Source organism: Brevibacillus formosus (assembly GCF_003013405.1).
In the GTDB taxonomy this organism is placed as follows: Bacteria; Bacillota; Bacilli; order Brevibacillales; family Brevibacillaceae; genus Brevibacillus; species Brevibacillus formosus.
Genome location: NZ_PXZL01000013.1, coordinates 394572 through 417004 on the forward strand (window position 1 = coordinate 394572; position 22433 = coordinate 417004).

The 22433-nt window shown below is 47.8% G+C and carries 24 protein-coding genes; 23 read left to right on the forward strand and 1 reads right to left on the reverse strand.

Translation table 11 applies throughout. The features are described from left to right. Nucleotides 1-74: 74 nt before the first annotated feature. The 8 genes from C7R91_RS14545 (at nucleotide 75) to C7R91_RS14580 (ending at nucleotide 5733) form a co-directional block, all read left to right on the forward strand. The gene (locus tag C7R91_RS14545) at nucleotides 75-1193 is read left to right on the forward strand and encodes a hypothetical protein (RefSeq protein WP_047069006.1); all 1119 of its coding nucleotides are present in this window, start codon (nucleotides 75-77) and stop codon (nucleotides 1191-1193) included. A gap of 9 nt (nucleotides 1194-1202) precedes the next feature. Beyond that, nucleotides 1203-1418 carry an IDEAL domain-containing protein gene (locus C7R91_RS14550; RefSeq protein WP_007716588.1) on the forward strand — a complete coding sequence of 72 codons (216 nt, stop codon included), beginning with the start codon at nucleotides 1203-1205 and terminating at the stop codon, nucleotides 1416-1418. Between the two features lie 89 nt (nucleotides 1419-1507). Then, nucleotides 1508-1930, forward strand: coding sequence for a DUF2487 family protein (locus C7R91_RS14555; RefSeq protein ID WP_047069007.1), 423 nt, complete (start codon nucleotides 1508-1510; stop codon nucleotides 1928-1930). A gap of 251 nt (nucleotides 1931-2181) precedes the next feature. Next, nucleotides 2182-2700, forward strand: coding sequence for a Rieske (2Fe-2S) protein (locus tag C7R91_RS14560; RefSeq protein WP_047069008.1), 519 nt, complete (start codon nucleotides 2182-2184; stop codon nucleotides 2698-2700). A gap of 1 nt (nucleotide 2701) precedes the next feature. Then, nucleotides 2702-3373 (forward strand): menaquinol-cytochrome c reductase cytochrome b subunit, encoded by a 672-nt coding sequence (gene qcrB / locus C7R91_RS14565; protein ID WP_012686173.1) that lies wholly within the window; start codon nucleotides 2702-2704, stop codon nucleotides 3371-3373. 28 nt (nucleotides 3374-3401) lie between these two features. After that, nucleotides 3402-4193: a menaquinol-cytochrome c reductase cytochrome b/c subunit gene (locus C7R91_RS14570; RefSeq protein ID WP_047069009.1), complete on the forward strand. Its 792-nt coding sequence runs from the start codon at nucleotides 3402-3404 to the stop codon at nucleotides 4191-4193. Nucleotides 4194-4269: 76 nt separating this feature from the next. Continuing rightward, the gene (locus C7R91_RS14575) at nucleotides 4270-4869 is read left to right on the forward strand and encodes a DUF1405 domain-containing protein (RefSeq protein WP_017248137.1); all 600 of its coding nucleotides are present in this window, start codon (nucleotides 4270-4272) and stop codon (nucleotides 4867-4869) included. Nucleotides 4870-4917: 48 nt separating this feature from the next. Next, nucleotides 4918-5733: a sporulation protein YpjB gene (locus C7R91_RS14580; RefSeq protein ID WP_047069010.1), complete on the forward strand. Its 816-nt coding sequence runs from the start codon at nucleotides 4918-4920 to the stop codon at nucleotides 5731-5733. A 58-nt stretch (nucleotides 5734-5791) separates the two neighbouring features. On the opposite strand, the gene C7R91_RS14585 is transcribed toward C7R91_RS14580, so the two are convergent. Then, complete coding sequence (locus C7R91_RS14585) at nucleotides 5792-6649, reverse strand: YitT family protein (protein WP_047069011.1); 858 nt, start codon at nucleotides 6647-6649, stop codon at nucleotides 5792-5794. A 216-nt stretch (nucleotides 6650-6865) separates the two neighbouring features. On the opposite strand from C7R91_RS14585, the gene C7R91_RS14590 reads away from it, so the two are divergent. From C7R91_RS14590 to C7R91_RS14660, 15 genes are all read left to right on the forward strand, one after another. Beyond that, complete coding sequence (locus C7R91_RS14590; RefSeq protein WP_047069012.1) at nucleotides 6866-7213, forward strand: nucleotide pyrophosphohydrolase; 348 nt, start codon at nucleotides 6866-6868, stop codon at nucleotides 7211-7213. Further along, the gene (gene dapB / locus C7R91_RS14595) at nucleotides 7206-7958 is read left to right on the forward strand and encodes a 4-hydroxy-tetrahydrodipicolinate reductase (RefSeq protein ID WP_047069013.1); all 753 of its coding nucleotides are present in this window, start codon (nucleotides 7206-7208) and stop codon (nucleotides 7956-7958) included. Before C7R91_RS14590 ends, dapB begins: the two co-directional genes overlap by 8 nt. A gap of 50 nt (nucleotides 7959-8008) precedes the next feature. Next, nucleotides 8009-8419, forward strand: coding sequence for a methylglyoxal synthase (locus C7R91_RS14600; protein WP_047069014.1), 411 nt, complete (start codon nucleotides 8009-8011; stop codon nucleotides 8417-8419). Beyond that, the gene (gene bshB1 / locus C7R91_RS14605) at nucleotides 8416-9111 is read left to right on the forward strand and encodes a bacillithiol biosynthesis deacetylase BshB1 (protein WP_047069015.1); all 696 of its coding nucleotides are present in this window, start codon (nucleotides 8416-8418) and stop codon (nucleotides 9109-9111) included. Before C7R91_RS14600 ends, bshB1 begins: the two co-directional genes overlap by 4 nt. A 16-nt stretch (nucleotides 9112-9127) precedes the next feature. Continuing rightward, nucleotides 9128-10270 (forward strand): N-acetyl-alpha-D-glucosaminyl L-malate synthase BshA, encoded by a 1143-nt coding sequence (bshA, locus tag C7R91_RS14610; RefSeq protein ID WP_047069016.1) that lies wholly within the window; start codon nucleotides 9128-9130, stop codon nucleotides 10268-10270. Between the two features lie 127 nt (nucleotides 10271-10397). Beyond that, nucleotides 10398-11621, forward strand: a complete 1224-nt coding sequence (locus tag C7R91_RS14615; RefSeq protein ID WP_047069018.1) for a CCA tRNA nucleotidyltransferase — start codon at nucleotides 10398-10400, stop codon at nucleotides 11619-11621. Then, nucleotides 11611-12594, forward strand: a complete 984-nt coding sequence (locus tag C7R91_RS14620) for a biotin--[acetyl-CoA-carboxylase] ligase (RefSeq protein WP_047069019.1) — start codon at nucleotides 11611-11613, stop codon at nucleotides 12592-12594. The genes C7R91_RS14615 and C7R91_RS14620 overlap by 11 nt, the downstream gene beginning before the upstream one ends. Before the next feature lie 260 nt (nucleotides 12595-12854). Then, on the forward strand, nucleotides 12855-13718 hold the full coding sequence (gene panB / locus C7R91_RS14625; protein WP_047069020.1) for a 3-methyl-2-oxobutanoate hydroxymethyltransferase: 864 nt from the start codon (nucleotides 12855-12857) through the stop codon (nucleotides 13716-13718). Continuing rightward, nucleotides 13715-14581 carry a pantoate--beta-alanine ligase gene (panC, locus tag C7R91_RS14630; protein WP_083995035.1) on the forward strand — a complete coding sequence of 289 codons (867 nt, stop codon included), beginning with the start codon at nucleotides 13715-13717 and terminating at the stop codon, nucleotides 14579-14581. Before panB ends, panC begins: the two co-directional genes overlap by 4 nt. A gap of 20 nt (nucleotides 14582-14601) precedes the next feature. Next, nucleotides 14602-14985, forward strand: coding sequence for an aspartate 1-decarboxylase (gene panD / locus C7R91_RS14635; RefSeq protein WP_007723146.1), 384 nt, complete (start codon nucleotides 14602-14604; stop codon nucleotides 14983-14985). 82 nt (nucleotides 14986-15067) lie between these two features. Beyond that, nucleotides 15068-16477 carry a tetratricopeptide repeat protein gene (locus C7R91_RS14640; protein ID WP_047069021.1) on the forward strand — a complete coding sequence of 470 codons (1410 nt, stop codon included), beginning with the start codon at nucleotides 15068-15070 and terminating at the stop codon, nucleotides 16475-16477. Between the two features lie 91 nt (nucleotides 16478-16568). After that, nucleotides 16569-19472, forward strand: a complete 2904-nt coding sequence (gene dinG / locus C7R91_RS14645) for an ATP-dependent DNA helicase DinG (protein WP_047069022.1) — start codon at nucleotides 16569-16571, stop codon at nucleotides 19470-19472. 41 nt (nucleotides 19473-19513) lie between these two features. Next, nucleotides 19514-20419 (forward strand): ComEC/Rec2 family competence protein, encoded by a 906-nt coding sequence (locus tag C7R91_RS14650; protein ID WP_047069023.1) that lies wholly within the window; start codon nucleotides 19514-19516, stop codon nucleotides 20417-20419. Between the two features lie 15 nt (nucleotides 20420-20434). Continuing rightward, complete coding sequence (locus tag C7R91_RS14655) at nucleotides 20435-21058, forward strand: redox-sensing transcriptional repressor Rex (RefSeq protein WP_047069024.1); 624 nt, start codon at nucleotides 20435-20437, stop codon at nucleotides 21056-21058. 16 nt (nucleotides 21059-21074) lie between these two features. Further along, nucleotides 21075-22379: an amidohydrolase gene (locus tag C7R91_RS14660; RefSeq protein WP_047069025.1), complete on the forward strand. Its 1305-nt coding sequence runs from the start codon at nucleotides 21075-21077 to the stop codon at nucleotides 22377-22379. The last annotated feature ends 54 nt before the right edge of the window (nucleotides 22380-22433 follow it).

Sequence of the window (22433 nt, forward strand, 5' to 3'; positions counted from 1 at the left end):
GGCTTCCTGTTTATTTTTCCGCATTTTGGCAAGAATGAGAGACAAGTAAGCCATCGTAAAGAAGGGATGCACAGATGAACTTGGCTGAGATCTTGGTGTACACCGATATCCGGCAGCTCCATCAGATTGCCAACCATTACGGATGCGAATGCAACCCTCATTCCAAAAACGAATTGATTACGTCACTGTTGTCTAGCTTGAGGCACAGGTTGACAATCTCCCAAGAAGTTGAGCAACTGAGCAGTGCAGAAACCCATTTTTTGCTCCAATTGTTCCTAGACAAGCGTACGGTCATGTCGCTTGAGGATTTGTTGGCAAAGGCTGGAGTGGCACTGGCGTGTGAAAAGGAAAAAAAGCAGGAGGAAGGGCGGAAGTTTGTCGCGGCTGCAATGAAGCGAGGATGGATTTTTCCTGCGAAAAGCAAGACAGTAGGGCAGTACCAAATTCCGCTGGACATCCGTGAGCCGTATTTGCAAGCATGGTTGACAAAGTGGCGTGAGTCAAACGCATTCTTTCATCCCGGTCCGCAAGCATACAGGGATGAAGGCACAGCACTATGCGATGATATCATGCAATTTTTACAATTTCTCCAGCAGGAGCCAGTACCGCTAACCGCAGAAGGTGGCATGTACAAGCGTCATCAGCAGCAGCTTTTTCAATTTTTGTACGTAAAAGAAGAGCCGCTATTGCCGCAAAAATGGCGTTTTGGGTACGGGTTGCATTTTGATTTATACCCTGACCGCTTTTCCTTGCTCTACGATTTCTGTTACTATCACCGTTGGATCGTAGAAGCGGACGGCAAGGTAGCATTATCGGAAGCAGGGAGGGAGCGACTGGAGCAACCGTATAACGATCAAATGTACCATGATGTCATTCGCTTCTGGATGAGGCTGTACAAGCGGGCTGTCCCAAACTTGCCGATGCTGGTTCAGCTCATCCCGTTGATCGCGTCAGCTGGATGGGTAAGTCAGCAATCTCTGATGGACACGCTGCTCCATTGGATGAAAGAGTTTTACTACGATTCACCTACAGATATCTTGGTGAATCGGGTATGCAAAATGATGGTGCATCTTGGATTGTTGCGCGTCGGGCAAGACGAACAGGAGCAGTGGTTATACACCGCAACGTATGCGAGCCAGACTTGGCTTCGAAAATACAATGGTTTTACCGAAACGACTATTTTATTGAAGTGAGGGATGGGTATGGAGTGGCCGAATTTCTATTCCAACGCGTACGGAACGAATAATCAAATGGTGTCCGGTTTGCTATCTGAAATGGTGATTGACGAGCAGATGCGTCAATATCGCAAGCGCACGCTAATCCAGGAAATTGATGAGGCACTTGCATCGAAAAACAAAGAGCTGTTTTTGCGCTTAACAGACGAATTAAAAGAAATCATGGCTTACGAGCAAGCCTAAATACATAAACGTATGCGTTATTGCGAGTTTCCAACCATTCATGGTACGCTTGTTTCCAGAAATGAACAAGGAAATGAGGAGACAGCTCTATGCAATGGAACTTGAACGATTTTGAAAACTGGGAGGAGTTGCGATCCTTTGTGGATACCGCGCTGCTCCCTCTTTATTTGTACAGTTCGGACAGAAAAGTAGAAGACCATGTTGTACGCATGAACTACTTATTAAATGTAGCTGCTGGGATTGAGCAGCGGCTGAAGGGACGCGTGCTTCTGTTTCCGTTAAGCTATCAAATAGGAGAACAACAGCTGGAACAACGAACACCGGCGGAATTCCCCTATAAAGTACTGCTTCATTTTCGTGGAGAACAGATTCAAGTAAAGGAGAGGACAGAAGAAGGCGTGTTGACGTTATTAGTTGGGGATGAAGACTTGGAATCTTCTTTGCGATTTGAAGTAACCGTGGATGTGCTGTACAAAGAGGTCATCAAGTTGTGGCAAACTGGGCTGAGATAATCGATTTGACCTAAATAAGAGACGCAATAGAGAAAGCGTTTTCCGGTAATACTACAGAAAAATGGGTGGGGCAAGGTCTTAAATTTGACAATCTGGCAACAATATCATGTCACGCATCGTTTGGGCAAAGACATGTCCACTGGACATTCTTGACATCTTTATAGGGGTTAGCTATGATTGGGATTGACCTAGTGTATATGTATAAAAATGCCATCGTAGCGCTATTTTACAGGATAAGGAGGGAAAAAGATATGGGAGACAAACGCGAAATTTCCAGGCGTACATTTTTGAACTACGCCCTGATGGGAACTGGCGGATTCCTAGCTGCGGGAATGATCACCCCAATGATTCGCTTTGCGGTAGACCCCCTTCTGCAAGGACATGCAGGTGGAGATAAAGTAGCTGTCGGCAGTCCGGATGAATTTAGTGCCGTGCCAAAACGCGTTGAATTCAAGGTCCATACCAAGGACGGTTGGTATGAATCAGAATCAACACTTACTGCATGGGTTACCAAGAACGAAAAGGGTGAGATTCTTGCTCTGTCCCCGATCTGTAAGCACTTAGGGTGTACGGTTAGCTGGGGAACTGGCCCAGGTCAACCGAATGAGTACTTCTGTCCTTGCCACATGGGTCGTTATACGATCAATGGCGAGCACATTTTGGGAACGCCACCGACGGCCTCTCTTGATGAGTATGAGACAGAAGTCAAAGATGGAAAATTGTATTTAGGTAAAGTAAAAGCAAATCCTCGTCCGGGGGTGACCGGCTAAAATGATGCAAAAAATGTATGATTGGGTCGACGAGCGCTTAAACATCACTCCGATGTGGCGTGACTTGGCTGACCACGAAGTACCTGAGCACGTGAACCCGGCACATCATTTTTCAGCTTTTGTTTACTGCTTTGGTGGACTTACGTTCTTTATTACCGTTATTCAAATCTTGTCTGGTATGTTCTTGACGATGTACTATGTACCAGACGTTATCAATGCTTACGAATCTGTTAAGTACCTCCAGAACGAAGTAGCGTTCGGGGTAATCGTACGCGGTATGCATCACTGGGGTGCCAGCTTGGTAATCGTGATGATGTTCCTACATACTCTCCGTGTATTCTTTACAGGTGCATACAAAAAGCCTCGTGAATTGAACTGGGTAGTCGGCGTACTGATTTTCTTCGTTATGCTGGGTCTCGGTTTCACAGGTTACCTCTTGCCTTGGGATAACACCGCATACTTTGCGACCAAAGTAGGTGTGCAGATCGCTGACTCTGTACCTTTCATCGGTCCATACGTAAAAACATTGCTCACAGGCGGAGACATTCTAGGGGCACAAACCCTTACCCGTTTCTTCGCGATTCACGTGTTCTTCCTCCCAGGCGCGCTGCTTGGTCTGCTAGGAGCTCACTTTGTTATGATCCGTTCGCAAGGTATCTCGGGTCCACTATAATCGGTCTTCGAAAAAAGGAGGAAATAGCATGGCAAAACAAGATAAAGATGCTACCTTCGTCGGAGATTCCCGAGTATCGGCGAAGCGTATTCCAAACATTTCTCCATCCTACTCCGACTTTCCAGGTAAAAACGAGCCGTTTTGGCCAAACTTCCTGTTGAAAGAGTGGATGGTGGCAGCCGTTTGCTTGGTTGGTTTCTTAGTGTTAACGGTTTCACATCCGTCGCCGTTAACTGACAAAGCAAACCCGAATGATACTTCTTTCATTCCGTTGCCAGACTGGTACTTCTTGTTCCTGTATCAAATGCTGAAATATCCTTGGGCTGCAGGGGATTGGGTCGTACTCGGTACCGTTGTCGTTCCAGGTATCGCATTTGGTGCACTGATGTTGGCGCCTTGGCTGGATACCAGCAAAGAGCGTCGTCCTAGCAAGCGTCCAGTTGCTACAGGCTTGATGCTGACTGCACTCGTTGGTATTTTCTACCTGACTTGGGCAGCAAACCATGAGTATCATCTGGCTCACCCAGATAAAGGGAAAGGAACTGGTGGCAAAGAGGGATCGAGTGCAACTGCACCTGCTCCTGCTGACACCAGCTTTAAAGCAGATGCGCTTTGGAAAGCGCAAACAAGCTGTATGGGGTGCCATGGTAAAAACATGGAGGGTGGCATGGGTCCAAACCTCCAAAAAATCGGCGCAACTTTGGATGCAGCCAAGATTTCTGATGTCATCAAGAACGGTAAAGGCGCAATGCCAGGCGGTATGATCAAAGATGAAGCAGAAATCGCAAAGCTAGCAGAATACATGGCTGGCTTGAAATAAGCTAATAGGGGAAAAGCTGGCTGATAATGCGGTCAGCTTTTTCGTTAGCGGCGTACACAGCGGGAGACGATTATAAATGATCTGGATATGGGAGTGGTTTCGGCAATCTTTGGGCAAAAGGTGGTTTCTTTGGACGCTGTTCGTCGTCAACTTTTTAGGAACCATATATGGTTTCATCTGGTATGGTAACCAATTAGCTGAGACACCAGCATATTTGATTCCTTTTGTCCCGGACAGCCCGACAGGTAGCGGACTTTTTTCGCTTGTACTCCTTACCTATTTGTTGGGTCGCCACATTCCTGTACTGGAAGCTTTGGCTGGCATCACCAATTTTAAGTACGGTGTCTGGGCCGTCTGCATTATCGTGGCTGGTTGGATGATGGGCAATGAAGTGCGTTGGACAGATGTGATGTTGATCATTTCCCACACCGGCATGGCTGTGGAATCTGTTTTGTATGCGCGTTTTTACAAGCTAAGTCTTCTGCCGGTGGGAATCGCTGCGCTGTGGACACTGAATAATGATTTTCTCGATTACGTCATGGACATCCATCCGTGGCTGCCGAGTGTGCTGGATCCGTATGAGGGCTTTGTTGGTTTGTTTACGGTTCTTCTCAGTCTGATCTCGATCTCGGTGATCTGGTGGGTAAATATGAAGTATACGACAAATAAGGTCTAATCTTGTCCTCCTTTCCATAGGCTGTACTAGGGAAGGAGGTTATTTGCGTTGAAGAAAAACATCCGGTTTTTATTATTCTTTCTCATGATCGGGTTGTTCTTGTCGTGGCCCATTCATAATTTGTACACGAAGCTAAATCAACCGATAGAGCAAAAGCAGTTGGCAGCATTGGATCAAATTGCGCATGAGTTTCTGACGTATGTAAAAAAGGGAGACCTTGAAGGGGCAGAGCAGCGCATCGTCCAGCTAGCAGAAAGATTTCCGAACCAGCATTTGCCCAATCCGATACGTATTGAGAGTCTGAATGCAGTGACCCAGTCGATACTGGCAGCCAAGCAAAGTTTTGCTTCAGCAAATGCAAGTGAGCAGCAATTGCTATGGCATGCCACGAGGGTGCGTATCGCCATAGACGCACTTACCCATGACCACCAGCCGATGTGGCGTAGCTACTATCCTTCTCTCGTCACACAGGTCCAAAACCTGCAGCTATCGGCTGTTGAGCGGAATTTCAGTCAATTTCGCGAACAGTTCGATGAGAACTACCGATTATTTTTGGCCATTAAGCCGGGGATGAGCATTCAGCTTCCAGAGGGGCAAATGTCCTCGATTACGGTTGCGTACGATATCATATCCAAAGAGATGCGAAACACCCAAGTAGATTGGCAGCTGGTTCGTGAGGCGTTGCGAGAATTGAACAGCTCCTTTCAAGTGGCTTTTGTAGGAGAAGAAAAGAGTACGTTTGCTCGTTTGATGATGCGGCCAGATTCTCCTATTGTTATTCTCGCCTCTATCTCGATAGCTTTGATCATGGCCTTGTCTTATGTGGCGTGGAAGAAATATGACGGAGAAATCCGTTCGACCTAAAAGGTACAAAAACCCTTGCCTGTACAAAAAGGCAAGGGTTTTTCTGCGTTGCTTCATGCTAGTCGTGAAGCGGTTTCTTGTTTTCATCTAGGGTGAAGCCTTCTCCGAGAACTTCATGTACGTCGTTTACGATGACAAAAGCATGCGGATCAATTTCTTGCACAAGGGTTTTAAAACGCATGACTTCGTTCCGGCTGACAACGACATAGATGACTTTCTTTTCCTCGCCAGAGTAGGCGCCTTTACCTGCTAAGAGTGTCACACCACGACCTACATCGAGAATGTGCTTGGCAATGCTATCTGCTTCGTTGGAGATGATCGTCAACGCTTTTCCTGCATAAGCGCCATCTTGGAAAAAGTCGATGACACGTGCTGCGATAAAGACGACGACAAGGGTATACATGGCGCTTTCTAGATTCAAATAGACGAGGGACGCCCCGATGACCAAAATGTCACCGAAAAACAACGTCCTTCCCATACTGATACCCATGTATTTCTGAAGCAGTCTGGCAATGATGTCCACACCGCCGGTCGTTCCGCCGTAACGGAAAATAATCCCTAAACCGACACCAACAGCTACCCCGGCATACAGAGAAGCAAGCAAGCGATCTTTCATTGGCAACGGAAGCACACCATCAAATAAGGATAAAAAGACGGAAAGAGAAACCGTTCCCAAAATCGTGTAGAAAAAAGAAGTTCGTCCAAGAATTTTCCAGCCCAAGAAAAATAACGGTACGTTCAGGACAAAGAAGACGATTCCCTGATCCACAACAGGAACTAACAGCTTGATCAAAATACTGATACCAGTGATGCCGCCCTCAGCTAGATGATTGGGAATGTTGAACGCGTTAATACCAAATCCCATAATGGCAGAACCGATGATAATGGCAATGATACTGTCAAGACGAATTTTCATATTTCCTCCTGTTCGCCGGACCAGGAAAAGGTTTCCCCCCGGACATGATGTGCAGGTAATTCTTGTGTTACCTGAGGGCTATCCGAAAGCCATTATAAATGAACGCTCGTTTGATTGTCCATATGCTGGAAAGACGAAGTATTGTGATTTGGCAAACGAAGCCTTTTTTAGTACGATAGGTGAAAGAGAGAAGAATGTGAAAAAAGGAGTGGGCGGATGGTACGGCAAAAGACTATGCAAGAGATGCAGCAAGAAGTTGATCAATACATATCGCAATTTAAAGAAGGATATTTTTCTCCGCTTTCCATGCTGGCTAGAATGACAGAAGAAGTAGGCGAATTAGCCAGAGAGATTAACCATTTTTATGGCGAAAAACCGAAGAAAAAGGACGAAGGCGAAAAAACAGTAGAAGAAGAACTGGGTGACGTACTCTTCATCGTGATTTGTTTCGCAAACTCACTCGGAATCGATTTGCAGGAAGCGTTTGATCGTATTATGCACAAGTTTAATACTCGCGATAAAGATCGCTGGACGAGAATAGAGGAGAACGAGCAGCATGACTAAACAAATTCGTGTAGCAGTTGCTGGCGCAAATGGTCGGATGGGGCAAGAAGTAGTGAAAATGCTGGCGCAGGATACCGCGCTTGTGTTTACAGGCAATCTGGATACGCGTGTGAGCGAAGAGGAAATCAATCAACAATTGGACGAAATGAAGCCGGATGTTTTGGTAGACTTTACGACACCGCATACGGTGTATCGTCATATGGAGCTCTGTCTAGCTCGTGGTGTAAGACCGGTAGTTGGAACAACGGGGCTGACAACAGAGCAGCTGCAAGAGATGAGTGAGCGCTATAAAGAAGCGGGACTGGGTGCCATCATTGCCCCGAATTTTGCAATCGGAGCGATTCTATGTATGAAGTTTTCCGCAATGGCAGCAAAATATATGCCGCATGTAGAAATTATCGAGCTGCATCATGACAGAAAGCTGGATGCGCCAAGTGGAACTGCTTTGAAAACCGCAGAGATGATTGCAGCCGTTCGGGAAGAGCTAAAGCAAGGGCATCCTGAAGAGGTAGAAACAATTTCAGGCGCTCGCGGAGCAGATTACGAAGGCTTCCGGATTCACAGTGTCCGCCTGCCAGGCATGGTTGCCCATCAGGAGGTTTTGTTTGGAGCAACAGGCCAAACGCTGTCCATACGTCACGATTCGATTAACCGGGAATCTTTCATGCCAGGGGTAAATATGGCTATTAAAGCCGTAATGAATATGAACGGATTGATTTATGGATTGGAACATCTGTTTGATTAAACGTTTGATTAACATACACACGATACCCAGCCATAAAGGGAGAGGTTTTCTTGAAAATTGCATTGATTGCCCATGATCGAATGAAAGAACAGATTGTGCAACTAGCGATGGCCTATGAATCTATTTTGGCAAAGCATGACCTCTATGCCACAGGAACAACTGGGTCGCGAATCATGGAAGCTACGTCGCTTTCCCTAACCCGATTTCTGTCAGGGCCATTAGGAGGCGATCAACAAATCGGTGCGATGATCGCTCGCAATGAGATGGATTTGATTATCTTTTTGCGCGATCCGCTTACCTCTCAACCACATGAACCTGATATTATCGCACTGCTTCGACTGTGTGATGTGCACAAGATACCTTTTGCCACCAATCTCGGTTCGGCAGAAATCATGCTGAAGGCCTTGGAACTGGGACAACTGGATTGGCGCGAAGTGGTACATAAGGAGAATGAAGCATGAGTTCACTCGATATTTTGGCAATCGGCGCTCATCCTGACGATGTCGAGATCGGCGCGGCAGGCAGTCTGATTTTGGCTGCCAAAGAGGGAAAGCGCGTGGGGATTCTCGACTTGACTTACGCGGAATTGTCTTCGAATGGAACGGTGGAGAGAAGGCAACAGGAAGCGGCTGCAGCTGACCACGTGATGGGAGTGGCTGCTCGCTATAATTTTGGCCTGCCTGATCGAGGCTTGGAAGCAGTTAGGGAAAATGCGATTGAGCGTGTAGTAAAGCTCATTCGGGAAACACGCCCAGTGATTGTGCTTGCGCCTTATTTCGCGGATCGTCATCCAGATCATGAAAGCGTGAGTCGAATCGTTCGCGAGGCGGTGTTTAATGCGGGCATCCGCAAGTATTTGCAGGAGCCTTCTTTGCCTGCCTATCGACCATCGCAATTCCTTTACTATTTTATCAATTCCACTGTCACGCCGCAGGTTGTCGTGGATATCACCGCTGTTTATCCGCAAAAAATGGAGGCGCTGCGCTGCTACCGCAGTCAGTTTGAGCTAGAAGAAGACAGTGTTCAAACGCCGCTTACCAATGGGTATCTGGAGTCTGTCGAGTATCGAGAGCGACTGTTTGGTCAGCAGGCTGGTGTAGCCTATGCAGAAGGATTTGTCAGTGCAGCTCCGTATGTATTAAAGAGCTTGTGAGAAGGAGTGACACTGTATGAAGATCGGGATTACTTGCTATCCGTCGTTGGGCGGATCGGGCGTAGTAGCTACGGAGCTTGGCAAGCTATTGGCTGAGAGAGGTCATCAAGTCCATTTCATTACAGGTGGAATGCCATTTCGCTTAGGCGCGTTTCACCCGAACATTTTTTATCATGAAGTAGAAGTGAACAACTATGATGTTTTTAAATACCCACCCTATGATTTGACCTTGGCGAACCGAATGGCACAAGTGGCGAAAAATGAAAACCTGGACTTATTACATGTGCATTATGCTGTGCCACATGCGTTGTGTGCGTTCCTAGCCAAGCAAATGGTTGGGGATCATTTGAAAATTGTGACTACCCTCCACGGGACGGATATTACTGTTTTGGGTTATGACTCGAACTTGAGTGATATGATCCGATTCGGCATTGAGCGAAGCGATTTGGTCACCGCAGTGTCCAATGATTTGATCAGGCAGACGAAAGAGCTGCTGCATACGGAAAAAGAAATTATCCCAGTGTACAACTTCGTAGACAAGCGGCGTTACTACCCGAAAGAGGTTGCGAAGCTGAAAAAGGTATTTGCACCAAATGGCGAAAAAATTCTTATGCACATTTCAAATTTCCGTCCGGTCAAACGAGTACCGGATGTGATTGAAATTTTTTCGCGCGTACGTGAAGAAGTGCCTTCCAGACTGATCCTCATTGGTGAAGGTCCCGAAATGGGTCTGGTCCGCAAGATGATCGCTGAGCTCGGTCTGAATGACGATGTTTGCTTCCTCGGTAAGCAGGAGGACGTCGCAGAGGTATTGTCGATGGCAGACATCATGCTGCTACCATCCGAAAAGGAAAGCTTTGGACTTGTCGCGCTCGAAGCAATGGCTTGCGGTGTGCCTGTCGTCGCAACAGTGGCGGGAGGTTTGCCCGAAGTCGTTCTGGATGGTGTGAACGGCTTCTTGCGCCCAATTGGGGACGTGGAAGGCATGGCGAAAGAAACAATACGTCTCTTGCAAAACGAAGAGCTATACCGCGAATTCTCCGCGAATAGCATTGAGCGATCCTGCAAAACGTTTTGTCACGAAACGATTGCCTCGCAGTATGAAGCACTTTACGCCAACTTGCTGGAAAGCAAATCCGAAGAAAAACTAAGCTTTTGAACGTAAGATAGAGCTTTTGGCTAGCTGATGCACCTTGGATAAGAAAATGAACAATCCATACAAAACTCTCATGAAAAACGCCTCCTTGTGTAGATCAGGCGGAGCAAACCACGAAGGGGGGATTGGATTGGCGATAGAATTGGCAAAGCGTGTTCTCGACAGATTGGAGGAACACGGCTTCGAAGCTTACTACGTGGGTGGATGCGTCCGCGATTGGCTTTTACAACGACCTGTTCATGATATAGATATATGTACGAATGCCCATCCCGGCGACGTCATCCGATTGTTTCCCGATCATGTCCCGACTGGTCTGAAACACGGTACTGTATCTGTAAAAGTCGAGGGGCAGATGTTTGAAGTCACCACGTTTCGGACGGAAGGAAAATATGAAGATTACCGTCGACCCGCTGAGGTTCAGTTCGTTTCAGAACTTCGACTCGATCTGGAGCGACGAGATTTTACGATGAACGCGATGGCGATGGATCGTCATCAAGTATTGCACGACCCGTTCGGTGGACGAGAGGATATGGAGCATAGGTTGGTTCGGGCTGTAGGTATCCCTCTAGAGCGATTTCAGGAGGATGCCCTTCGGCTTTTGAGAGGAGTCCGGTTTGCTTCCCAGTTAGGTTTTGCTATAGAAGACCAGACGATGCTTGCTATGAAACAGACTGCACCTTTGTTAGCTCATATTGCAGTGGAGCGCATACGGGAAGAGCTGAATAAAACGCTCGACAGCAATGCCCCAGAGGTTGGTTGTCAGTTGTTAAATGAAACGAGGCTCATGGCTTATGCCCCTGAGGTAGAAAAACTGTTCATCCTCTCAAAAGAGCATGTTTGGCGGCTCCGTCATTTGCAAACCTTGACGCAAAAATGGTCGTTGCTACTGTTTGCGGCGAAGTATTCACCTGCGCAATCGCGTGAAGTATGCCAATTCCTCAAAATGTCCAAACGTGAAACAGAAGCAATTAATGGGTTGGTTGAACTTCTGACGCGGTTGCAGCCGCAATGGGATATCCCTCAAGCGATCGAGTGGGGACCACTTCTGCTTGAAGTCGGCTGGGACACTTGTAACGAGTTCTACCTTTTATTGCAAGCGTGTTGGTGGAAGGAGAGGCAATCGTTTTCGTTGCAAGATCTCCTCGATCAATACGAAAATATGCCTGTCAAAACCATCAAGGATCTGGCAATCACAGGGCTTGACCTGCAAGTAGCCATTCAGAAAAAGCCAGGAGAGTGGATTGTCCGCGTCTTGGAATCGTTGCTTAGACAAACAGCTCTGCACGGTTTACCAAATACACCTGAAGCACTCGTCGAAGTTGCAAAGAAAGAGGTTGCACAAGATGAACATTAAGCAAGTCATCCTTCAAGCATTCCGTGACCAGCCGGGTAATTTCATCTCTGGTGAAGAATTAAGCCAAACATGTGGTTGCTCGAGGACGGCGGTTTGGAAACATATCGAAGAGCTGCGCCGGGATGGTTACGAGGTAGAGGCGGTACGCAAATCGGGGTATCGCCTGCTGGTTGCCCCTGACCGCTTGTCAGCAGCAGAAATCATGGCTGGACTGGATGCGAAACGGATCGGTCAAAATGTCATCGCTTATGATGAGGTGATATCTACACAACCCCTCGCACATGAGGCTGCGGCAAAAGGGGCAGTAGAAGGTACGATCGTGCTGGCAGAGCTGCAAACGGGCGGGAAAGGCAGACTCGGCCGACCATGGCATTCTCCCAAAGGAACGGGGATTTGGATGAGCTTGATCATCCGTCCTGCGATTCCGTTACCGAAGACACCTCAGATGACGCTGCTAACGGCAGTTGCTGTAGCGAAAACAATCCGGGAAGAGACTGGGCTGCCTGTCAAAATCAAATGGCCGAACGATATTTTTATCGGAGATAAAAAAGTATGCGGGATTTTGACAGAACTCAATGCTGAATCGGATCGGGTCAATTATTTAGTAATCGGAATAGGGCTCAATGCCAACAGTGTCGAAAGCGATTTTCCTTCAGACTTGGCACAGATTGCGACTTCACTTCGAATTGAATCTGGCGAGCCACTCAAGCGCGTTTCGTTTATCCAACGGCTCTGCCGAATTTTTGAAGAAGAGTACGACCACTATTTGCAGGCAGGCTTCGAGCGTGTAAAACAAGAGTGGGAGAATCATTCGTACACCATTGGCAAATGGGTGACCCTCCAGACGATTTCACAACAGCTGGAAGGCCGTGCTGTTGGCTTGGATGAAGAAGGCGTACTCATGGTCAAGGATCAGGCGGGACAGATTCACAAAGTTTATTCGGCTGATGTCAATTATCGTGCAAATGATTAAATCATTTGCTATACTCCAATTTGGAGGCTGTATCACCTCGTGAACGGTACTCCCGGAGTATTTTTGTATCTATCGTGTAATCTTAAATCAATACGTGTAAGGACAAAAATCTGCTCAGAGCCTGTGTGGACCGAGACAGAAGGAATCCGCTAACGCAAAATGTCTTTTTGACATGGACAACCTTCTCCCGATTGACGCGAGAAGGTTTTTTTATTCCTCACACGATCCACGGGCTTGATGCGAAAGAGGAGCAATGAAAAATGGCACAAAACGACAGACCTGTTACGACTTCGAGTATCCGCAAGAAAAAAGAAATGCGAACCCCGATTACCATGGTGACCGCCTATGACTATCCGTCAGCGAAATTAGTGGATGAAGCTGGCGTTGATATGATTTTGGTCGGTGATTCATTGGGAATGGTCGTACTCGGTTATGACTCCACCATCCCTGTTACGATGGAGGACATGCTGCACCATACGAAAGCAGTAACGAGAGGAGCCAAGCGTGCATTTGTCGTGGCGGACCTGCCTTTTCTCAGCTATCACGGAACAGTTGAAGAAGCGGTGAAAAACGCGGGCAGACTAATGCAAGAAGGGCTGGCCAAGGCGGTCAAAATGGAAGGAGGCCGTGAACTGGCCCCAATCATTACACGCTGTGTACAAGCAGGTATCCCTGTCGTTGGACATATTGGACTTACTCCGCAATCCGTACACCAATTAGGCGGTTACAAAGTACAAGGAAGAGATCTGGAGGCAGCCAAAAAATTGTTGGACGAAGCCCTTGCGATTCAAGAAGCGGGCGCATTTGCCATTGTGCTGGAATGTGTTCCGGAAGAGGTTGCAGGCATGATTGCAAACAAGCTGGATATCGCTGTGATTGGAATCGGAGCGGGTGCGACTTGTGATGGGCAAGTGCTGGTGTTCCATGATATGGTCGGCTACGCATCGGATATCACGCCGAAATTCGTGAAGCGCTACGCAAACATTGGTGAAACTATTCGTGAAGCAGTTGAGGCATATAACAAAGAAGTTGAAGCAAGAAGCTTCCCAGGGCAAGAGCATGTCTTCCATGCATCTGAAGAAACCATCAAGGAGTTGTACGGGGAAGGAGGAAAGCAGTCATGATGAAAACGATGATGCAACAAGTCTCCACAATCGCAGAGATGCGCGTTCATATAAAAGAAGCACGTCGGCAAGGCAAAACGATCGGGATGGTACCGACTATGGGCTTTCTGCATGAAGGACATCTCAGCTTGGTGAAAGCTGCCCGTGAAGTATGCGATTTGGTTGTGATGAGTATTTTCGTAAACCCACTGCAATTCGGACCGAATGAAGACTTTGAACGCTATCCACGTGATATCGAACGGGATAGTAAAATGGCAGAAGAAGCGGGAGTGAACCTCCTGTTTACTCCGGAAGTGAGTGAAATGTATCCGACGCCGATGCTGACCAATATTTCAGTGACAAATGTGACGACTCCTTTGTGTGGAGCTTCTCGTCCGGGTCATTTTGATGGCGTATCGACCGTCGTCAATAAACTGTTTCAAATTGTTCAGCCTGATTATGCCTTTTTTGGACAAAAGGATGCCCAGCAAGTAGCCGTTGTTACGCAAATGGTTCACGACTTATCGATGCCAGTACAAATCGTTCCTTGCCCGATTGTCCGCGAAGCGGATGGACTGGCGATGAGCTCACGGAATGTCTATTTGTCAGCGGATGAGCGAGCACAAGCACTCGTGCTATCACAGAGCCTAAGGCAAGCAGAAGAATGGCTGAGTGAGGGCGTGGCTCTTTCTACAATCAAGGATCGTATCACGCAAATGATTTCTGAGAAGCCGCTGGCAGATATTGATTATGTGGAAATTTTGAGCTATCCAACGCTTACACCAATTGAGCAAGAAACGGCAGGTCAGACGATGATCATCGCGCTAGCTGTTCGTTTTGGCAAAACACGTCTGATCGACAATACGATTACATCAATCAAGTAGTGATAAGGGAGGAATTCTTAGTGTTCCGCACCATGATGAAAGCAAAAATCCATCGCGCAACGGTAACTGAAGCAAACTTGAACTATGTTGGCAGCATTACCATCGACAAAAATTTGTTGGATGCACTGGATATTTTGCCAAATGAAAAAGTACAAATCGTCAATAACAACAACGGAGCGCGTCTGGAAACATACGTCATCGAAGGTGCTCCAGGCAGTGGCGTCATTTGCTTGAACGGAGCAGCTGCACGTCTCGTACAAGAGGGCGATATCGTTATTATTATTGCCTATGCGATGATGACGGATGAAGAGGCGAGAACCTACAAGCCACGTGTTGCCATCATGGATGAAAAAAATCAGATCAAAGAATTGATTGCTGAAGAAGTACACGCGACGATTCTGTAAGCGATCTGTCTGTTCCTGCATAGAGCCACCTGCCTTGTGAGACAATGAAAGTACTCATGCCTCATAGGGGGTGGCTTTTCTTGTGAAAATCGAGGACTGGTTTCATACGCTTCGTAACAAAGCGCAGACGATTGAAGAGAAGTGGCAGGGGGCTTCCGAACAAGAACGTCTTCAGCTCGCGGAACAATTGTTTCAATTGCGCCAAGTAAGTGATACAGTCGTTGACCTGTGGCTGCAATTCGAAGAAAAATTATCGAATGCGATTCGTAGCATCAAGGAAATGGAAGGACAGCTTCCAGCGGAAGAGAAAAAGACGGATCAGTCGAAGGTGAATACAGAATCACCAAAGGCTGTTGAAACGAACCAATACGAGCCGATTTTTCGCCGTGGGGAAGGCTTTTATCATTTGCGCATGTTTCAAGACGCGAAAAAGTGTTTTGCAGAATTAGTTCAAAAATCGCCAGACTGGGAAAGTGGACGCCTGTATTACGCCTACAGTCTCCTTTTGTGTGAGGAGCAAGAATTAGCCTTTCGGGAATTCCGTCTTCTCGGCAGGACAGCAAGCTCACCTACCATTGTGGCCATCAGCTTTAATGCCATCGGTTGCATACTGGCAGAAGAGGAGCAATGGCTAGAGGCGGCGCAAGCTTTTAAGACGTCTCTCGAGATCAAGCCAGAACAGGAAGAAGCCAAGTACAACCTCGCGCTCTGCTATTTAAGAGATGGCGATGCACAGGAAGCTTTGGACGAATTGGAACCGTATTTAGAAAAAAACGAGCACGATTGGGAAGCGCAGATGCTATGGCTGCGAGCTGCCAAATTACTGCATAGGATGGACCAAACGGTGGAATGGAGCCCGCCGAAAGGCTTGCAACTTCCGACACGCGACTTGGACAGCGATACTCTTCAAGAAATGGCCTCTTTATACGAAACAGTGGGCAATTATCACCGGGCACAAATTTGCTATCACTTTTTGACGGAGCGTTCCCCAAAAGATGGGTGGACGTGGCATGGATTGGCCTGGAATACGTGGCTCATTGCAGGTACGAAGCGGGCATTGACGCTCGTCAAAAAAGCCATCAGTCTTGCACCCGAAAATGACGACTTTCTTTTTAGTTATGGATGGATGCTGTTGTTTGACGGAAGGGTAGAGGAAGCAATCAAAGCGTTTCGGATCATGCTGGAGAAAAACCGAGACAATCGCCTCGGACAATCCGGGATGATTTCCGCATACGAGAAGCTGGGGGATACACAAGAAGCAAAACGGTTGGCAAAGTATTTCCTGGAAGACGCTGAGCCATATGTACGTTCGTTAGGGTATTTTCATCTGGGAAGAATCGCAGTTGTGGAAGAAAATTGGCGCCTAGCTGAACAATATTTTCAACGGGCATTGCCATTCGCAGAACAGTTATGGGAAATCCCCATCTATCTGCAATTATGCGCAAGCAAGCTCGGTCAAGCAGAAATGCAAACCGAGCTCGTACAGCCTTAAATGTACAGGAGAGCAGGAATATTTCCCATCGTTGCCGAATGTGAATGGGTGCGGATTGAATGTTTCCGCCCAGGTTACGAGGTGACAACGTTTGAATCGATTACTAGTTGTAGATTTTGAGACGACGGGAAGCCATCCACGCCAAGGTGACAGCATCATTCAGATTGGTGCTGTCGCAATCGATGACGGGCAGATTACCGAGAGTTTTTCCACCCTGATTCATCCGGGCCAGGATATTCCGCCGTTTATTACCCAATTAACAGGGATTACCAATGAGATGGTTGCAGATGCTCCTTCCTTGGAAGAAGTGTTTCCAGATTTCTTGCGTTTATTGGACGGACGAGCTTTTGTTGCACATAATGCGAGCTTTGATCTCCAATTTTTACAAGAAGCCCTGCTGAGCCAGGGCTATTATGCGTTTGACGGCTACGTGCTTGATACCGTGGAGCTATCTCGCGTTCTTTTGCCGATGCAAAATAGCTATAGACTCGGAGAACTGGCATCTGAGCTGGAAATCGAGCACGATAATCCCCATCAAGCAGACAGCGATGCACTTGCCACGGCGCAGCTGTTTCTTCACTTGCTGGATATTTTAAAGAAACTGCCGCTCGTGACGATCCAGCGCCTGCAGATGCTCGTTTCTTCGTTTCGCTCTGATATCGAGGTTCTTCTACGCACGATCGAGATGGAAAAGCTCATAGAGCTGCCAGAGTTGGATGGAACGCCAACCGAAACGGATTCCTCAGACATGTGGGATGTTTATCGCCAGCTGGCCCTTCGGAAGCGAGAAGAAAAAGCAACAGCGTCTCTGAAGCGTCCTCATTTCGATGCGACAATGACCAAAGCGTTTGCCGACCAGCTTGAGGATGTTTTGGGCGAAAATGGGCATATGCAGGCGAAAATGTCGGGGTATCAACGTCGGGATGCTCAGGAAGCGATGATGCATGCCGTCTATGAGGCAATGGAGGATGGCGCCCATTTATTGGTAGAGGCAGGGACAGGTACGGGAAAATCATTAGCCTATCTATTGCCGGGGATCATTTGGGCTCATCACAATCAGCAGCAGCTGGTGGTCAGTACGAATACCATTCAATTGCAGGAGCAGTTATTCCATAAGGAAATCGCTACCTTGCAGGAGTCGTTGCCATTTTCCTTTACAGCTTCGACGCTAAAAGGCAGAGGAAACTACTTATGCTTGCGTAAATTTGAACAAGCCGTGGACGAGCCTGTGGAAGGAAGCAGCCAAGAAATGCGCTTGGTCAAAGGCCAGATGCTGACCTGGCTTACGCAAACCGTTACCGGGGACGTGGAAGAGCTGAGCATGCCTCCAAGTGGCCAGTTGCTATGGCAACAGGTAAAAAGTGATACGAGCTCTTGTTTGAATCGGGCTTGTCCGTGGTTTAGTCGTTGCTACTATTTTCAGGCGAAGGAACGGGCTCGCGATGTCGATGTGCTCATCGTCAATCACGCCCTTTTCATCAGCGACTTGCAAGCGGAAAACAGAATCCTCCCTCCGTATGAAGTTGCCATCGTCGATGAGGCCCATCATTTGGAGGATGCAGCGACACAACATTTAGGCAAGCAGTTTTCAACCACGCAGCTTCTTTTCTTGCTAGATCGTGCATCGGTTGAAGAGAGTGGGGCAATTGCCCGCTTCGCAGAAGAGCTGCAAAGCTGGATGCCTGCGGTAAAAGAAGATGTCGCCGCAAAGCTTTTGGAGCTAAGAAAACAGTCCGCTGCCTTGCGAGAGAAAGCGCAGCAATGGACACAGCTCTTGTATGCATGGGCATCAGATCGTGCGGAGGAGACGACGGACGCCGGACGTGAAACGGTACGTTATCGGATTGAATCGTTTGTAGGCAAGCACGAGAAAATACGCAAAGTAACCAAAAAGCTGATTGAAGGGATGACCGCATACGCATCGAGCATCGAGCAGCTTTTGCGAACGACTCCGCAAGAGGAAAAGCCTCCTTTTGCCGTACGCAGTCTACTGACAGATTTATTTGGTCTCATCAAAGACTGGCAGACCGCCGTGGAGCTGCTTCACTTCTTTTTACTTGAGCAGGATGCCGAGTATGTGTATTGGATGGAGGTAGAGTCCCGTACAGCTCGCAAGCAGGTTCATTTGTCAGCAGCACTCTTGAAGGTTGCCGAATCACTGGCAGAACCGCTTTTCGCGCAAAAGCGGAGTCTGATCTTGACATCAGCTACTCTGACGGTCAAAAACAGCTTCTCCTACATCAAAAGCCAGTTTGGTCTCGACCAACTGCCCGAAGAACGAGTGCGTACCTTGTCACTGCCATCGCCGTTTCATTATGAGGAGCAGGGGCTGCTGTTGATTCCATCTGACTTCCCCGCCCCAGGCAAAGAGAGTGACCACACGTATTTGGAAGCGGTCATTCAAGGGTGCGTGGATGTCGTACTGGCTTCGAAAGGAAGGACGCTGATCCTGTTTACCTCCCACTCGATGCTCCGACTTGTTTACCAGGCGATGAAGGAACGACTGGCGGAGGCTCCAGAACCGTATACGTTATTCGGTCATGGGATTGATAGCAACAATCGGAGCAAGCTGGTGCGACTGTTCCGAAGTATGGAGAGAAGTGTTCTGCTTGGAACGAGCAGCTTCTGGGAAGGTGTCGATATCCAGGGGGAATGGCTGAGCAGTTTGGTCATTGTTCGCCTTCCGTTTGCTCCACCGAACCATCCTGTCTATCAAGGACGGGCAGAGCTTTTGAAGGCAGAAGGAAAAAATGCTTTTATGTCGTTGTCTCTTCCGCAAGCCGTTCTGCAATTTAAGCAAGGGGTGGGACGATTAATTCGCCATCATTTGGATCGAGGGGTCGTGATCGTTCTTGACACGCGTGTGGTTGAGTCGAGATATGGACGCTCATTCCTTCAATCTTTGCCGCCATTTCAAATCGAAAGCGGTCCATGGCCAACACTGCGAGAGCGCATAGAGCCATTCCTTAGTATGCAATCCCTGTCAGATTCATAAAATGAAGCAATAGTCTCATAGGGATTAAGGTGATAAAATAAATGTTATGGAAAAAAGCGTGGCGTTGGTGGATTGTAGTTCTTAGTGCGATTTTCCTTTGCGCATGCTCGATTGATAGCCATTTGTATTTGCAAGAAGCAGCAGTGAAGATAGATGACCCGTTTGAAACAGAGACAGAACAGGAATTTTCGGGTCTCATTATCACCTACTTGGCACTTCCACAAGGTGAAAGTACGCTTCTGAGAATGCCAGGTGGCAAAACGATGCTGATTGATACGGGTACGGCAGAAGATTGGCCCGTTCTTTCAGCGCGCTTGGCAGAGCTAAAGATTACAAGGCTCGATTATGTGGTGTTGACGAACGACCAGCCGGAACATATGGGAGGCTACGCTTCATTGAGCCAGCAAGTGCTCGTAGATGCCGTCATTTTGCCTAAGCTGATCGCACCATCCATTCGCCATGTCGTGCTGCTTCGCTCCAATCAAAAGCAGATGGAAGCAGAGCAAGGACAAGTTCTCACTCTTGACCAAGAAATCTCCATGGAAGTTTTGCTCCCGGATGAACCGTTGTTTTTATCGCCCCAGAATAATTCTCTCGTTTTTCGATTGACGCACGGCCAACTGCGCTTTTTATTTATGAGTGCCGTGAATGAGAAAGCAGAAGAACGACTGTTGGAAAGGCAAAATGACAAACTGAAGGCGGAAGTGCTAAAGGTAGCCGGTCAGGGGAGCAATCAAGGCTCTTCGCAGCCATTTCTGACGCAAGTCGATCCCCAAGTCGCCATTATTCAGACAGGCCGATCGCGGGATCAAATGAAAGACGGTCAGACGGAAGTCATGGAGCGCCTGGGTGAGTCATGGGCCGAGACATACGTTACCAGCCACGACGGTTCCATTACCATTTTATCGAATGGAAAAGAATATCGGATTTTGAAGCAAAAGAATTAGGGGGGAAGACCGAACGTGGCAAAACACGAAAAGATTTCGGAAGCGGTCGTCCGCCGTTTGCCGATTTATCTGCGTTACCTCAGTTATTTGCAGCAAGTTGAGGTGACCACCGTTTCCTCCCAACAGATGGGCAAGAATCTTGATGTGAATCCTGCCCAAATCAGAAAAGATCTTGCAGCTTTTGGTGACTTTGGAAAAAAGGGAATCGGCTATGATGTCGATTATCTGGTGGAAAAAATCCGTGAAATCCTGAAGCTAACGGATGAAATCCGTGTCGCTTTGGTCGGAGCGGGGCATTTGGGCCATGCCATTAGTAACTACAACGCTTATTTGAAAGATAACATGCGGATTGCGGCCATCTTTGACAATAATCCAGAGAAGCAGGGCAAAAAAGTCGCGGGTATACCGATCCAGCCTTTATCAGAGCTGGAGGAAACGATCGTAAACAAGCAAATCAAGCTAGCGATTATTACGGTACCGGCACCTGCAGCGCAATCCGTATGTGATCAGTTGACTCAAGCGGGTATCAGGGGGATCTTGAATTTTGCCCCTACGACGATTCGCGCAGGAAAAGATGTTCGCATTCACTATGCGGATGTGACATCCAACCTGCAAAGCTTGGCCTACTACTTGACGTAAGAATGGAGTGTATACTATGAAAAAGACGATCCTCATTCACGCAACAGTTATTACCGTTAACGATACGAATGAAGTCATTTACGATGGTGCCGTAGCATTCGAAGGCAACAAGATTACGTATGTGGGCCCAACTCCTGAGGACCTGACGGAAGCGGGATATGATGAAGTTATCGATCAAAAAGGAGACTACATACTGCCTGGATTAATTAACACGCATGGACATGCTGGTATGTCCCTCCTGCGCGGTTATGCAGATGATTTGCCGCTGCAACAATGGCTGGAAGACAAAATGTGGCCATTGGAGGCGCAATTCACGGGTGACACAGTAAAATGGGGTACCCAACTGTCGCTTATTGAAATGATTCGTACCGGAACCACCACGTTTGTGGATATGTATGATCATATGGATGTTGTGGCGAAGGAAGTCGATGCAGCTGGAATGCGTGCCCGCCTTTGCCGAGGGATGATCGGTCTGTGCTCCGAAGAAGAACGTCAAACAAAGCTGAAAGACGCGACTCTTTTTGCAAAAGAATGGCATAATCAGGCAGATGGGCGTATTACCGTCATGATGGCACCGCACGCGCCGTACACCTGCTCGCCAGAATTTATTACCCAAATTATCGAAAAAGCCGATGAGCTGTCCTTGCCGCTTCATATCCATATGTCTGAAACCGCTTGGGAAGTCGGTCAAAACGAGAAAGACTACGGACTGCGTCCAGTTGCTCATTTGGAAAAGCTGGGAATGTTCAACCGTCCAACACTCGTCGCGCACGCTGTTCACCTAACGGATGAAGAAATCGACATTTTGGCAAAATACAACGTGAGAGTTTCTCATAATGTAGTGAGCAACCTGAAGCTGGCAAGTGGTGTTGCACCTGTTCCGAAAATGTTGGCAAAAGGCGTAAGCGTTTCGCTGGGTACCGACAGCTCAGCAAGCAACAACAATTTGAATTTGTTTGAGGAATTGAAGCTCGCTGCGATTCTGCACAAAGGTGTGAACAACGATCCAGTAGCGGTTCCAGCAGAGGAAGCACTACGCATGGCTACTCGTTATGGTGCAGAAGGGGTGTTCCAAGAGGAAACGCTCGGAAGCATTGAAGTAGGCAAGCAAGCTGACTTGATCGTGCTGGATAGCCACCAAGCGCATTTCCACCCGGCACACCAACCGATTTCACACGTAGTGTACGCTGCAAATGGACGAGATGTGAAAGATACGATTGTAGCAGGTAAATTCTTAATGCGTAATCATAAGCTGTTGACCATCGATGAGGAGCGCGCGATTTACGAAGCGAATCGTGTATTCCAAACGTTAAAACGGTAAAAGGCTCCTGTCAGGTGGGGACAGGAGTAAGGCAGTGCAGGTGTAGGTAGGGGA